The sequence below is a fragment of the Tepidimonas sediminis genome (assembly GCF_007556605.1).
GTDB lineage: Bacteria > Pseudomonadota > Gammaproteobacteria > Burkholderiales > Burkholderiaceae_C > Tepidimonas > Tepidimonas sediminis.
In genome coordinates this window covers 39,223-52,690 of sequence record NZ_VJND01000001.1, presented here as the reverse complement: position 1 = coordinate 52,690, position 13,468 = coordinate 39,223, and the positions used below count along the sequence as shown (strand labels likewise).

Genomic DNA, 13,468 nt, shown 5'->3' with positions numbered 1-13,468 from the left:
CCCAAAAGATACACCAAAACCGATATCAATCCGGGCCGTGCGCCCGCCCGCTTCGGGTTGCCCCCAAGGTGCGCACGACTTCCGCGCGCACCACGTCGGCCAGGTCGTTGACCAGCACCGGCACCTCCTCGGCCAGCCGGCGCCCCACCCATTCGGCCCAGACTGCCTGCAGCCGCTCCTGCAGCAACGGCTGCAGGCGTGCCATGACGCGGTCGACGAGCTCGTCGACGAGCGCCTCATCGAGCGGCGCTGAAGCCGGCGGATCGGACGTGCCACAGGCCGCCCGATCCGCCGGCGTGACGCCGGGCGCCACGATGTCGGTCAGCGTCGGCACCAAGGCCGGCGGCTGGCGGCCCGGCGCCATCTCAGCCCTCCGGCACCGCCGCCGGGCGGGCCGCGCGGTCGTGCAGGCGCGGGGGCCAGCCCAGCTGCTGGTAGCGGCGCCAGCGCTGGCGTGCCTGGGCCTTGGCCGCCTCGTCGCTGCCCACCACCTCGATGACGCGCGCCGGCGCCGCCTCCTCCAGCCACGACAGCCACTCGGGCTGCGCGTTGACCACCACGTCACGGCGCCCCTCGGGCTGCTGCGCCGCCGTGGCCAGCACGATCGGCGAGCGCTGGCGCAGCGCCGCGGGCTGGTCGTGCCGCACGTGCGGCACGAAGTCATCGGCCGGCAACGTCCACAGGGCCTCGTCCAGTGGCGCCAGTTCGTCCTCGGGCACCACCACCCACACCCGCGCGCGCGCGGCGTGCGCCTTGGCCAGCAGGCGGCACAGGTAGAGGCGAACGGCGCGCCCCTCCGCCCCCACGTTGAGGTGGAACACCACCTCGGTCATGCACGCGCTCCCCGGCGTTCGCGGCGGGGACGGGCCGGCGCCTGCTGCAGCAGCCAGCGCACCAGCAGCGGCACCGGCCTGCCGGTGGCGCCCTTGTCCTTGCCGCCCTTCCAGGCGGTGCCGGCGATGTCCAGGTGCGCCCACGGCACCGCGCCGGCGAAGCGCTGCAGGAACTTGGCCGCGGTCACCGCCCCGGCCGGGCGGCCACCGACGTTGGCCACGTCCGCGAAGCGGCTCTTGAGCGCCTCGGCGTAGTCCTCGTCCAGCGGCAGCCGCCAGCACGGATCCTGCGCCGCCTCGCCAGCCTCCAGCAGCGTCTGCGCCAGCACGTCGTCGCTGGCGAACAGGCCGCTGCGCACGCCCCCCAGCGCGATCACGCAGGCACCCGTGAGCGTGGCCACGTCGACGATGGCGCGCGGCTTGAAGCGCTGCGCGTAGGTCAGCGCGTCGCACAGGATCAGCCGTCCCTCGGCGTCGGTGTTGAGGATCTCGATGGTCTGGCCGCTCAGGCTGCGCACGACGTCACCGGGCTTGACCGCGGCGCCGCCGGGCATGTTCTCGCACGCCGGGATCAGCCCGACCACGTTGAGCACCGGGCGCAGGCGCGCCAACGCCGCGAACACCCCGAGCACCGCCGCCGCCCCGCTCATGTCGAACTTCATCTCGTCCATCTCGGCGGCGGGCTTGAGCGAGATGCCGCCGGTGTCGAAGGTGATCCCCTTGCCCACCAGCACCACGGGCGCCTCGCGCTTGGGCGCGCCGCGGTAGCGCAGCACGATGAAGCGCAGCGGCTCGCGGCTGCCGCGCGCCACCGCCAGCAGCGCCCCCATGCCGAGCCGCTCGACCTCCTTCGGCCCCAGCACCTCCACCTCCAGCCCCGGTCCGGCCAGCGCCTGCGCCGCCTCGGCCAGGTCGGCCGGACGGGCATGGTTGGCCGGGCGGTTGGCCCACTCCTTGGCCAACTCCTGCCCGTGCACCGTGGCCACCGCCCAGTCGAAGGCCTGCCGCAGCGCGGCGGCCTGCGGCACGCCGACCACCACCCGACGCAGCGCGCGCGGCTTGGGGTCGGACAGCGTGGTCGTGTAGCGGTAACTGGCCTCGGCGATGGTCAGCACCGCCGCGGTGACCGCGGCCTCCTCGGCGCGCGGCAGCAGCAGCGCCAGCGTGCGCGGCGCCGCAGCCTGCAGCGCCCCCCACGCCGCGGCCACCGCCTGGCGCAGGCGGCGCGCGCTGCCGTCGCCGCAGCGCACCACCACCACGCGGCGCGCCGCCACCCCGCTGACGCGGTGACCGGCCAGCCAGTGGCCGGCCTCGGTACCGAGATCCCCATCGTGCAGCGCCTGACCGATCCAGGCCGCCAAGGCCCCGTCGGCGGCGTCGGCCGTCAGGCCATCCGGCCACGCGACGATGAGAGCATCCACCGCGACGTCGGCGGCGCCGCGCAGGTCCAGGGTCTGCAGATCGAAGTCCATAATTCGCGCTCGGTCATCCCGCAGGAGCCCCGGATGTTATTCGAATCGTCACTGCGTCGCGAGCTGGCGCGCGCCTTCGGTGCGGCGCTGGTCGTGATGCTGACGGTGGTGCTGACGATGCTGCTGGTGCGCACGCTCGGCCAGGCCAGCCGTGGCGAGGTCGATCCGCAGGCGCTGCTGCTGTTCCTGACGTACGCGGTGCTGGGCCAGCTCGGGGTGGTGCTGACGGTGGCGCTGCTGGCCGCCGTCGTGGGCACGCTGGCGCGCCTGCAGCGCGACAGCGAGCTGGTGATCTGGCGCACCTGTGGCGTGGGCCTGGGCGGCTTCGTGGCACCGATCGTGCGCTTCGCCTGGCCGGTGTGGCTGGCGGTGGCGGTGCTGGCGCTGCTGGTGACGCCATGGGCGCAGCAGCAGCGCGACGAGCTGCGCCAGCGCTACGAGCAGCGCGGCGATCTGCAGCGCATCGCGCCGGGCCAGTTCCAGGAGTCGGCCGGCGGGCGGCGCGTGCTGTTCGTCGACCGCGAGGCCGAGGCCGGGCGCGGCGGGCGCAACATTTTCGTCGCCGACACCGCCGCGGACGGCAGCACCAGCGTGGTGACGGCGCGCGCCGGCACTCTCCACGGTGACGAGCGCGGCACGTGGCTGACGCTGCTGGACGGCCAGCGCTGGCAGCGCCCGGCCGACGGTGCCGGCCGGGAACTGGCCAGCTTCGAGCGCTACACGCTGCGCGTCGCCGAGGCCCCGCCCCCGGCGACGGAGCTGCGGCGGCACAGCGCGATGCCGACCTGGATCCTGCTGGCGCGCGGACAGGCGGCCGACCATGCCGAACTGGCCTGGCGCGTCGGGCTGGTGCTCAGCGCCGTCAACCTGACGCTGCTCGGACTGGCGGCCACCTCGGCCCAGCCGCGCGTGGGCCGCGGCGGCCACCTGCTGTTCATGCTGCTGGCCTTCGTCGTGTACTACAACCTGCTGGGCGCCGGCCAGGGCTGGGCCAGCCGTGGCCGCGTCGATCCATGGACGTTCGCGCTGCTGCTGCACGGGGGCGTGGCGCTGCTGACGCTGGGCTGGTTGGCCTGGCATGAGAGCCCCCGGCCGCGCCGGCTCGCCGGAGCGACGCCATGAGGACGGTGCGCCGCCTGCTGCACGGCGAGGCGCTGGGCGCCATCCTGTTCGTGCTGGCGGGCTTTCTGGCGTTGTTCGCGTTCTTCGACCTGGTCGACGAGCTAGGGGGCTTGGGCGCGCCGTCGTTGACGCGCCCGGGCGAGCGCTTCGGGCTGGAAGACGCCCTGATGCTGGTGGCGCTGCAGCTGCCGTCGCGCGCCTACGAGCTGCTGCCCATCGCGGTGCTGATCGGCAGCGTCTACGCGCTGGCGCGGCTGGCGCGCGATTCGGAGTTCACGATCCTGCGCACCAGCGGGCTGGGCCCCGGGCGCGCGCTGCGGCTGATCCTGGGACTGGGGCTGCCGTTCGCCCTGCTGACGTTCCTGATCGGCGACTACGTCGCGCCACCGGCGGCGCGCCAGGCCCAGCTGCTCAAGGCACAGTACCGCGGCGGCATCAGCGTCGGCGCCACCGGCGCCTGGCTGCGCGAACGCGACGGCGAGGCCGTCACCATCGTCAATGTGCGGGCGTTGACGCCCCAAGGCGAGCTGCGCGCGGTACGCATCCACCGCTTCGGAGCCGATGGCCGCCTGCAGGAGATCGTCGAGGCCGCCAGCGGCAGCGCCCCGCCCGGCGGTGGCGCGTGGCAGCTGCAGCAGGTGCGGCGCGAGCGCCAGCGTGACGACGGCAGCCTGACGCTGGAGACGCTGCCGGCGTTGACGTGGCCGACCACGCTCGGGGCGGAGATGCTGCAGGTGGCGCTGCTCAAGCCCGAGCGCATGGCCACGCTCGACCTGTTCCAGTACGCGCGCCACCTGCAGCGCAACGACCAGAACGCGCAGCGCTACGCCATCGAGTTCTGGCGCAAGCTGTTCTATCCGCTCGGCTGCGTCGTGATGGTGGTGCTGGCGCTGCCGTTTGCCTACCTGCACTTCCGTCAGCAGGCGCTGTCGGGCTACGTGTTCGCCGGCGTGATGATCGGCATCAGCTACGTGCTGCTCAACGGCATCTTCGGTCACATCGGCAACCTGCTGGGCTGGGCGCCGTGGCTGGCCGCGGGGGCACCGGCGGCACTGTACCTGCTGCTGTCGCTGGCGGCGCTCGCCTGGCTGGTGCTGCGTCGCTGACGCCCCTGGAGAGTCCGACCGCATGAACCTGCACCAGTTCCGCTTCGTGCTGGAGGCCGTGCGCCGCAACCTCAACCTGACCGAGGCAGCCAAGGCCCTGCACACCTCCCAGCCCGGCGTCTCCAAGGCCATCCTGGAGCTGGAGGATGAGCTCGGCATCGACATCTTCGCGCGCCACGGCAAGCGCATCAAGCGCCTGACCGAGCCCGGCCAGCTGGTCGTGCGCAGCATCGAGATCATCATGCGCGAGGTGGCCAACCTCAAGCGCATCGGCGAGCAGTACGCCGCGCAGGACAGCGGCACCCTGTCGATCGCCACCACCCACACGCAGGCGCGCTACGTGCTGCCCGCGCCGGTGGCGCGGCTGCGCCAGCTCTACCCCAAGGTCGGCATCAGCCTGCACCAGGGCGCGCCGGATCAGGTGGCACGCTGGGTGCTCGAGGACGTGGCCGACATCGGCATCGCCACCGAGTCGCTGGCGCAGTATCCGGACCTGGTGACCCTGCCCTGTTACGAGTGGCAGCACGTGCTGGTGCTGCCGGCCGGCCACCCGTTGCTGGAGCGCGAGCGCATCACGCTGGAGGACCTGGCCGCGCAGCCGCTGATCACCTACCACCCGACCTTCACCGGGCGCACCCGCATCGACCAGGCGTTCGCGCAGCGGGGCCTGACGCCGCAGATCGTGCTGGAGGCGATCGACTCGGACGTCATCAAGACCTACGTCAAGCTTGGCCTGGGCGTCGGGATCGTCGCCGAGATGGCGGTGGCGGGCGAAGAGCGCCCGCCGGAGCTGGCGGTGCGCCCGGCCGGCCACCTGTTCGGCACCAACGTGGCGCGGGTGGCCTTCAAGCGCGGCGTCTACCTGCGGCACTTCGTGCTGAAATTCGCCGAGTCGCTCAGCGACCGCCTCTCGCGCGACCTCATCTACCGGGCCCTGGAAGGTCACGGCCATGACGACCAGCTTTGACGACGCCCCGATCCGCACCCCGGTGCCGCCCAGCCGCCTGCCGACGGTGGGCACCACCATCTTCACCGTCATGTCGGCGCTGGCGCAGCAGGTCGGCGCGGTCAACCTCGGCCAGGGTTTCCCCGACTTCGACCCCGACCCGGCGCTGCCGCAGGCGGTGACCGAGGCGATGCGCGCCGGCCACCACCAGTACCCGCCGATGGCCGGTGTGCCGGCGCTGCGCCAGGCGATCGCGCGCAAGGTGACCTCGCTCTACGGCTGCGCCTACGACCCCGACACCGAGGTCACCGTCACCGCCGGGGCCACGCAGGCCATCCTGACCGCGCTGCTGGCCGTGGTGCAGCCGGGCGACGAGGTGATCGTGCTGGAGCCGTGCTACGACAGCTACGTGCCCGGCGTCGAGCTGGCCGGCGGCGTGGCGGTGCGCGTGCCGCTGGGCGAGGGTTTTCGTCCTGACTTTGCCCGCCTGGCCGCGGCGCTGACCCCGCGCACGCGCGCCATCGTCCTCAACACCCCGCACAACCCGAGCGGCACCGTCTGGCGCACGGACGACCTGCAGACCCTGTGGGCCCTGCTGCGCGACACCGACGTGCTGCTGATCGGCGACGAGGTCTACGAGCACATGGTCTACGACGGCCAGCCGCACGCCAGCCTGGCCACGCACGCGGGGCTGGCGGCGCGCAGCTTCATCGTCAGCAGCTTCGGCAAGACCTATCACGTCACCGGCTGGAAGGTCGGCTACTGCCTGGCCCCGGCACCGCTGATGGCGGAGTTCCGCAAGGTGCACCAGTTCAACGTCTTCACCGTCAACACGCCGATGCAGCACGGGCTGGCCGCCTGCATGGCCGACCCGGCCCCGTACCTGGGCCTGAGCGCCTTCTACCAGGCCAAGCGCGACCGCTTCCGCGCCGGGCTGCAGCGCACGCGCCTGCGCCTGCTGCCGTGCGAGGGCACCTACTTTCAGTGCGTGCGCTACGGCGAGCTGGCCGTGCCCGAGCGCCGGCTGGAGGAGACGGCGTTCTGCGAATGGCTGACGCGCGAGGTCGGGGTGGCGGCCATTCCGCTTTCGGCCTTTTACGGCGACGGCCGCAGCCAGGGCATCGTGCGGCTGTGCTTCGCCAAGCGCGACGCGACGCTGGACGAGGCGCTGCGGCGGCTGGCGCGATTATGAACGCGTGGCCGAAGGCGGCAGCTCGTCGCCGGGGCGCGGCGGCTCCCCGCCCCGGCGCGCCATCAGGGCGTCGAAGGCGGCCAGATCGGCGCGTGCGCGGCGCTCCTCGAGGTACCGCTCGGCCTCCAGCGCGGCAAGCTTTTCGGCCACGGCCAGCGCAATGAACTGGTTGACACTGACGCCCTCGCGCTTGCTGACCCTGTCGACCCCGGCGCGCAGCGATTGCGGCAGCCGCAGCGGGTAGGTTCGGACGTCGCTCATCGTGGATCCCTCTGCAGAAAGCGGGCCAGCCACGGCCCGGGTGGCGAAACCGGCAGGCCGAACCGTCCCGCCGCAGCACGAAAGTGCCGAACGTTGAAGGTCAGCAGGGCGTTGGCGCCGGCGTTGACGGCCGCCTCCAGCACCAGCTCGTCGGCCGGATTGCGCAACTGCGGCCGCCACAGGTAGTGAATCGGCACCGGCTCGACAAGCAGCGCCAAGGCGTCCAGAAAGATCTCGACGTCGGCCTCCGACAGTCCCGCAGCCTCCTGGTGCGACGGACGGCGGCAGACCGCCTCGTACTCCATGAACAGACTGACGCTGGCGGCCAGCACCAGCCGCCCCCGCCGGGCCAGCCGCAGCACTTCCGCCGAGGCGCCCGCCGGGCTGCGCAGGGCCGCAACCACCACGTCGGTATCGAGCACCAGCCTCATCGTCGGCGGATGGTATCACCTGCGATGTCGTCCGAAAACCTTTTGGCCATCAGGCCTGCCACTGCGCCAGCGCCTTGTCCAGGCGCTTGACGCTGACGGGGTACGGGGTGCGCAGCTCCTGCGCGAACAGGCTCACGCGCAGCTCCTCCACCATCCAGCGCAGCGCCTGCAGCCGCTCGTCGGCGGCGCCGCGGCGCTCCTGCAGCAGGCGCCAGACGCGCTGCTCGGCGGGGCGCAGCTCGGCCAGGCGCTGCTGCTCGCGCGCCGGGTCCTGGCGCGCCTTGTCGATGCGCAACTGCACGGCCTTCAGGTAGCGCGGCAGGTGCGCCAGCTGCTCCCACGGGGTCTCCAGCAGGAAGCGCGGACCCACCAGCCGCTGCAGCTGCTGCTGCAGGTCGGCGGCGCTGGCCGGCGGCAGGTGGCGCGCTTCCTTCAGCTTGCGCTGCGCCGCGCTCCATTCGGTGAGGATCTGCTGCGCCAGCCGCGTCACTTCCTGGGCGATCAGGACCAGCCGCGGGCGGCCCTCCTTCAGCCGCGCCTCGAACGACGCCTCATCCGCCGGCAACGGCTCGGCCAGGAAGGCGCGCTCCAGTGCCAGATCGACGATCTGCTGGCGCAGCGCCTCGGCGGTACCAAGCGGCATGTACAGCACCGCCAGGCGGGTCAGCTCCGGCAACTGGCGCTCCAGCGCCTTGAGCGTATCGCGCAGCTGCAGCGCAAACAGCCGCCGCAGACCACCGCGGTGCTCGGGCGCGGCCACCTCCGGCTCGTCGTGCACCGTCACCGTGACCGCATCGCCCGCATCGCGCAGCGCCGGGTAGCCGACCAGCGTCTGGCGCCCGTGACGGATCTCGACCAGCTCCGGCCACGCGCCGAACACCCAGCGCGTGTGGCGCGCGGCGCTGTCCCACACGCCGGCGTCGGCGCCACCGCCGGCCCCGACTGGGCAGGCCGCGGCGGGGGATGGGGCCGCGCCGCCCCCGGAGGACGGGGGCGCCGATGCAGAACGATCCGGCCCCTGCCCCCCACCGGCCGCTCCGGAGGATGGAGCGGCCTGCGGGCGCTTGAGCGCGGCCAGCGCCGCAAACGCCCCGCGTGCCTGGTCGCCCCACTGGGCCTTCAGCAGCGCCAGGTCGCGCCCCATCGCCAGCTGGCGGCCGTGCTCGTCCACCACCCGCACGTTCATCAGCAGGTGCGGCGGCAGGCCGTCGAGCTTGAAGTCGCCCGGCTGCACCGGCAGGCCGCTGCGCTGGCGTACCTCCTGCAGCAGCGCCTGCAGCAGGTCGCCCTGCCCGTAGCGGCCCTCCGCGATCCAGCGTTCGGCCATCGCCTGCGCGGTGGCCGGCAGCGGCACCAGCCGCGCACGCACCTTCTGTGGCAGCGTCTTAAGCAGCGCCTGCACCTTCTCGGCCAGCATCCCCGGCACCAGCCACGCCAGCCGCTGCGGATCGACCTGGTTGAGCGCGAACAGCGGCACCTCCACCGTGACGCCGTCGCGCGCGTGCCCCGGCTCGTGCAGGTAGTGCGCGCGGCAGTCCACCCCCCCCAGGCGAAGCAGCGGTGGGTAGGCGTCGGTGGTGACGCCGGCGGCCTCGTGGCGCATCAGCTCCTCGCGGCTCAGGAACAGCCGCTGGCGCTGCTCGGCGCTGGCCTGGCGCCACCAGCGCTCCAGGTCACGTCCGCTGGCCACGTCGGCTGGCAGGTAGCGGTCGAAGAAGGCGAAGATCAGGCTTTCATCCACCAGCACGTCCTGCCGGCGCGCCTTGTGCTCCAGCGCCTGCACCTCGCGCAGCACGCGCCGGTTGTGCGTCCAGAACGGCAGCCGGCAATCCCAGGTGTCTTCGGTGAGGCCCGCCACCAGACCCTCGCGGATGAACACCTCGCGCGCGGCCACCGGGTCGAGGCGCGCGTAGGCCACGCGCCGCCCGCCGTAGACCGGCAGGCCCCACAGCGTGCCGCGCTCGTGCGCGATCACCTCGGCGCTGCGGCGGTCCCACAGCGGTGCGGAGAGCTCGCGCTGGATCAGGTGCGCGGCCACCTGCTCCAGCCACTGGGGCTCGATGGCGGCGATGCCGCGACCGTACAGACGCGTGGTCTCCACCAGCTCGGCGCAGACGATCCAGCGCGCCGGCCTGCGCTTGAGCCGCGCCCCGGGGTGCGGCCACCACTTGATGCCGCGCGCGCCCTGGTAGTGGTCCTCGGTGTCGTGCTTGAGGCCGACGTTGGGCAGCAGCCCGACCAGCAGGCTCAGGTGCAGCGCCTCGTAACTGGCGGGCTCGGCCTGCTCGCGCCAGCCGTGCTCGGCGGCCAGCGTGTGCAGCTGCTGGTGCACGTCGCGCCACTCGCGCACGCGCTTGACGCTGATGAAATGCTCGCGCAGCAGCGCCTCGTACTGGCGGTTCGACAGCTTGGGCGTCGGCGGCTGCCCCGGCGCGTGCACGCCGCCGCGCGCCTGCTGCAGCCAGTCCCAGAGCCTGAGCAGCCCGACGAACTCGCTGCGCTCGTCGTCGAAGCGCGCGTGCGCCGCATCGGCCTTGGCGGCCTGCTCCAGCGGGCGCTCGCGCACGTCCTGGATCGACAGCGCGCTGGCGATCACCAGCACCTCGCGCAGCGCGCCGCGGCGCTGCGCCTCGATCAGCATGCGGCCGATGCGCGGATCCAGCGGCAGGCGCGCGAGCTGGCGCCCCAGCTCGGTCAGCTGTCCCTGCGCATCCAGCGCCCCCAGCTCGGTGAGCGTCTGCAGCCCATCGGCCACCGCGCGGCGCGACGGCACCTCCAGGAACGGAAACGCCTCCACGTCGCCCAGCCCCAGCGCCTTCATCCGCAGGATGACGCCGGCCAGCGACGAGCGCAGGATCTCCGGATCGGTGTAGCGCGGCCGGCGCGCGAAATCCTGTTCGTCGTAGAGGCGGATGCAGATGCCCTCGGCGACGCGGCCGCAGCGGCCGGCGCGCTGGTTGGCTGCGGCCTGGCTGATCGGCTCCACCAGCAGCTGCTCGACCTTGCTGCGCAGGCTGTAGCGCTTGACGCGCGCCAGCCCGGAGTCGATCACGTAGCGGATGCCGGGCACCGTCAGGGACGTCTCGGCCACGTTGGTGGCCAGCACGATGCGCCGCGCCCCGCCCGGGTGGAAGATGCGGCTCTGCTCGGCGGCGCTCAGGCGCGCGTACAGCGGCAGCACCTCCGTGTCGCGCAGCGCCGGCTGGTGGCTCAGGTGGCGGCGCAGGTGGTCGGCGGCGTCGCGGATCTCGCGCTCGCCGGGCAGGAAGACCAGGATGTCGCCGTCGTGCGCGCCGCCGCGCCACAGCTCGTCGACCGCATCGGCGATGGCATCGTTCAGGCCCCAATCGCGGCTTTCCTCGAACGGGCGCCAGCGGATCTCGACGGGATAGGTGCGGCCGCTGACGTGGATGATGGGCGCCGGCCCGGCCGGCCCGGCGAAGTGCTGCGCGAAGCGTTCCGCATCGATCGTCGCCGAGGTGATGATGAGCTTCAGATCCGGGCGCTTCGGCAGCAGCTGCTTCAGATACCCGAGCAGGAAGTCGATGTTCAAGCTGCGCTCGTGCGCCTCGTCGATGATGAGCGTGTCGTAGGCGCGCAGCAGGGGATCGCGCTGCGTCTCGGCGAGCAAGATGCCGTCGGTCATCAGCTTGATCGCCGCGCCGGGCTGCAGCCGGTCGTGGAAGCGGATCTGGTAGCCGACCAGCGCGCCGAGCTCGGTCTGCGTCTCCTCGGCGATGCGCGCCGCCACCGACGTCGCCGCGATGCGCCGGGGCTGCGTGTGCCCGATCAGCGGGCGCCGCCGCCCCGGCTGCGACTGCCAGTCCAGGCCGCCGCCGCGCCCCAGCGCCAGCGCGATCTTGGGCAGCTGCGTCGTCTTGCCCGAGCCCGTCTCACCGCACACCACCACCACCTGATGCGCGCGCAGCGCCGCCTCGATGTCGGCGCGCCGCGCCGACACCGGCAGCGTCTCGGGAAAGGTCAGCACCGGCCCGCGGGCCGGCTGGTGGCACACTATCGCTTCGTCGCGCATGGGTGCGCGATTATCCCGGAGCCCCGCCCGTCAGCCGACCCCGCCGCGCCATGTCCACCGTGTTCAACTTCACCTTCGTGCCGTGGTTCCGCGCGGTGGCGCCCTACATCCACAAGTTCCGCCACCAGACCTTCGTCGTCGGCGTGCCGGGCGAGGCCATCGCCGCCGGCAAGCTGCCCAACCTCGTGCAGGATCTGGCCCTGATCCAGAGCATGGGCGTGCGGCTGGTGCTGGTGCACGGCTTCCGGCCCCAGGTGGACGAGCAGCTGCGCGCCAAAGGCCACACGGCGCGTTTTCACAACGGGGTGCGCATCACCGACGGCATCACGCTGGACTGCGCGCAGGAGGCCGCCGGCCAGCTGCGCTTCGAAATCGAAGCGGCCTTCAGCATGGGGCTGCCCAACACCCCGATGGCCGACGCACGCGTGCGGGTCATCTCGGGCAATTTCATCACCGCGCGCCCGGTCGGCATCGTCGACGGCGTCGACTTCCAGCACTCCGGCGTCGTGCGCAAGGTCGACGTGGCCGGCATCACGCGCGCGCTGGACATGGGGGCGCTGGTGCTGCTGTCGCCGTTTGGCTTTTCGCTCACCGGCGAGGCATTCAACCTGGCGATGGAGGAAGTGGCCACCAGCGTGGCGGTGGCGCTGCAGGCCGACAAGCTGATCTTCGTCACCGAGGTCCCCGGCATCCGGGTGCGGCCCTTCGACCCCCCCGGCGACGACAACCCGATCGACACCGAGCTGTCGCTGGCCGACGCCGAGGCCATCCTGGCCCGCGCGCCCACCCCCACCTCCCCCACCGATCCCGCCTTCTACCTGCAGCACTGCGTGCGCGCCTGCAAGGGCGGCGTCGAGCGCAGCCACATCATCCCGTTCGCGGTGGATGGTTCGCTGCTGCTGGAGGTCTACGTGCACGACGGCATCGGCACGATGGTGGTGGACGAACGGCTGGAAAACCTGCGCGAGGCCACGCCGGACGACGTCGGCGGCATCCTGCAGCTGATCGAGCCGTTCGAGAAGGACGGCACGCTGGTCAAGCGCAGCCGCACCGAGATCGAGCGCGACATCGCCAACTACACGATCCTGGAACACGACGGGGTGATCTTCGGCTGCGCCGCGCTCTACCCCTACCCCGAGGCCAAGACCGGCGAGATGGCCGCGCTGACCGTCTCGCCGCAGGCGCAGGGCCAGGGCGACGGCGAAAAGCTGCTCAAGCGCATCGAGCAGCGCGCACGCCTGATGGGGCTGGAAAGCATCTTCGTGCTGACCACGCGCACGATGCACTGGTTCCTCAAGCGCGGCTTTCAGCCCGTCTCGCCGGACTGGCTGCCGGAGGCGCGCAAGCGCAAGTACAACTGGGACCGCCGCAGCCAGGTGCTGGTCAAGCGGCTGATCTGACCGCCCGCCCGGTCATCCCCGGAGGCGACCAGCCGATCATCTCGATGTTCGACGGCATCATCATCCGGATGTACCTGCCGGATCATCGTCACCACAACCTGCCGCGCATCCACGCCCGCCACGGCGAATTCGTAGCCGCGATTGGCATCGGCGACGGCGAAATCCTGGCCGGCGGGCTGCCCCGCAAGCAGCTGCGCCTGGTTCAGGCTTGGATCGAGCTGCACCGCGACGAACCGCCTGCCGACCGGGAGCTGGCCAGCCACGGCGAGCTTCCTTACAAGATCGTCCCTCTTCGAAGAAGGGCCCGACCATGCACTGGGACGTCACCAAAGTCCTGCCGCTGCCCGACTACCGCCTTTGCGTGGAAATCGCCGACGGCCGCCGAGGCTTCTTCGACGTCAAGCCGTACCTGGCTTTCGGCATTTTCCGCGAGCTGCGCGATCCGGATTACTTCCGGCAGGTCGGCATCGTGTTCGGTGCGGTAACCTGGCCCCGCCACCAGGACATCGCACCGGAAACCCTGCTGGAGGAACTGGAACCGGTTCAGGCCGATGCCGCGCCGTCGTCCGGGCCCGTCGAGGGCGACCCGACAGATCGTTCATCCAACCAAGGCGGATCGCTGCACGCATCCGTTTCCTGACACCCCACGTCCGGACGGCGATCGCGGGCTCA

General features: G+C 72.2%; 12 protein-coding genes and 1 pseudogene. 7 read left to right on the top strand and 6 right to left on the bottom strand.

Annotation, left to right across the window (positions count from 1 at the left end; all coding sequences use genetic code 11):
* Positions 1 to 25: 25 nt before the first annotated feature.
* Genes Tsedi_RS00255 through Tsedi_RS00245 form a run of 3 tightly spaced genes read right to left on the bottom strand, consistent with a single transcriptional unit; the run spans position 26 to position 2,305 of the window.
* Positions 26 to 364: a hypothetical protein gene (locus Tsedi_RS00255; protein ID WP_143892437.1), complete on the bottom strand. Its 339-nt coding sequence runs from the start codon at positions 362 to 364 to the stop codon at positions 26 to 28.
* 1 nt (position 365) lies between these two features.
* The gene (locus tag Tsedi_RS00250; RefSeq protein ID WP_143892435.1) at positions 366 to 833 is read right to left on the bottom strand and encodes a DNA polymerase III subunit chi; all 468 of its coding nucleotides are present in this window, start codon (positions 831 to 833) and stop codon (positions 366 to 368) included.
* A complete protein-coding gene (locus Tsedi_RS00245; RefSeq protein ID WP_143892433.1) occupies positions 830 to 2,305 on the bottom strand; it encodes a leucyl aminopeptidase in 1,476 nt (491 codons plus the stop codon). The genes Tsedi_RS00250 and Tsedi_RS00245 overlap by 4 nt, the downstream gene beginning before the upstream one ends.
* A 33-nt stretch (positions 2,306 to 2,338) precedes the next feature.
* On the opposite strand from Tsedi_RS00245, the gene lptF reads away from it, so the two are divergent.
* The 4 genes from lptF to Tsedi_RS00225 are packed head-to-tail and all read left to right on the top strand — an operon-like array spanning position 2,339 to position 6,671.
* On the top strand, positions 2,339 to 3,427 hold the full coding sequence (gene lptF, locus Tsedi_RS00240) for an LPS export ABC transporter permease LptF (protein ID WP_143892430.1): 1,089 nt from the start codon (positions 2,339 to 2,341) through the stop codon (positions 3,425 to 3,427).
* Positions 3,424 to 4,533 carry an LPS export ABC transporter permease LptG gene (gene lptG, locus Tsedi_RS00235; protein WP_143892428.1) on the top strand — a complete coding sequence of 370 codons (1,110 nt, stop codon included), beginning with the start codon at positions 3,424 to 3,426 and terminating at the stop codon, positions 4,531 to 4,533. The genes lptF and lptG overlap by 4 nt, the downstream gene beginning before the upstream one ends.
* A 22-nt stretch (positions 4,534 to 4,555) precedes the next feature.
* Entirely contained in the window at positions 4,556 to 5,500 is a 945-nt protein-coding gene (locus Tsedi_RS00230; protein ID WP_143892425.1) for a CysB family HTH-type transcriptional regulator, read from the top strand.
* Positions 5,484 to 6,671: a pyridoxal phosphate-dependent aminotransferase gene (locus tag Tsedi_RS00225; protein WP_143892423.1), complete on the top strand. Its 1,188-nt coding sequence runs from the start codon at positions 5,484 to 5,486 to the stop codon at positions 6,669 to 6,671. Before Tsedi_RS00230 ends, Tsedi_RS00225 begins: the two co-directional genes overlap by 17 nt.
* Here Tsedi_RS00225 and Tsedi_RS00220 read toward each other — a convergent pair.
* Genes Tsedi_RS00220 through hrpA form a run of 3 tightly spaced genes read right to left on the bottom strand, consistent with a single transcriptional unit; the run spans position 6,666 to position 11,396 of the window.
* The gene (locus tag Tsedi_RS00220; protein ID WP_143889137.1) at positions 6,666 to 6,932 is read right to left on the bottom strand and encodes a toxin-antitoxin system HicB family antitoxin; all 267 of its coding nucleotides are present in this window, start codon (positions 6,930 to 6,932) and stop codon (positions 6,666 to 6,668) included. The genes Tsedi_RS00225 and Tsedi_RS00220 overlap by 6 nt on opposite strands.
* Positions 6,929 to 7,363, bottom strand: a complete 435-nt coding sequence (locus tag Tsedi_RS00215) for a putative toxin-antitoxin system toxin component, PIN family (RefSeq protein WP_143892421.1) — start codon at positions 7,361 to 7,363, stop codon at positions 6,929 to 6,931. Before Tsedi_RS00215 ends, Tsedi_RS00220 begins: the two co-directional genes overlap by 4 nt.
* Before the next feature lie 49 nt (positions 7,364 to 7,412).
* Positions 7,413 to 11,396 (bottom strand): ATP-dependent RNA helicase HrpA, encoded by a 3,984-nt coding sequence (gene hrpA / locus Tsedi_RS00210; RefSeq protein WP_143892419.1) that lies wholly within the window; start codon positions 11,394 to 11,396, stop codon positions 7,413 to 7,415.
* Positions 11,397 to 11,446: 50 nt separating this feature from the next.
* Here hrpA and argA point away from each other — a divergent pair, with 50 nt between their 5' ends.
* From argA to Tsedi_RS00195, 3 genes and pseudogenes are all read left to right on the top strand, one after another.
* The gene (argA, locus tag Tsedi_RS00205; RefSeq protein WP_143892416.1) at positions 11,447 to 12,796 is read left to right on the top strand and encodes an amino-acid N-acetyltransferase; all 1,350 of its coding nucleotides are present in this window, start codon (positions 11,447 to 11,449) and stop codon (positions 12,794 to 12,796) included.
* A 44-nt stretch (positions 12,797 to 12,840) separates the two neighbouring features.
* Positions 12,841 to 12,969, top strand: a pseudogene (locus Tsedi_RS12475) (DUF4160 domain-containing protein); the annotation flags it as partial.
* 137 nt (positions 12,970 to 13,106) lie between these two features.
* Positions 13,107 to 13,436: a DUF2442 domain-containing protein gene (locus Tsedi_RS00195; protein WP_143892414.1), complete on the top strand. Its 330-nt coding sequence runs from the start codon at positions 13,107 to 13,109 to the stop codon at positions 13,434 to 13,436.
* Positions 13,437 to 13,468: the final 32 nt, after the last annotated feature.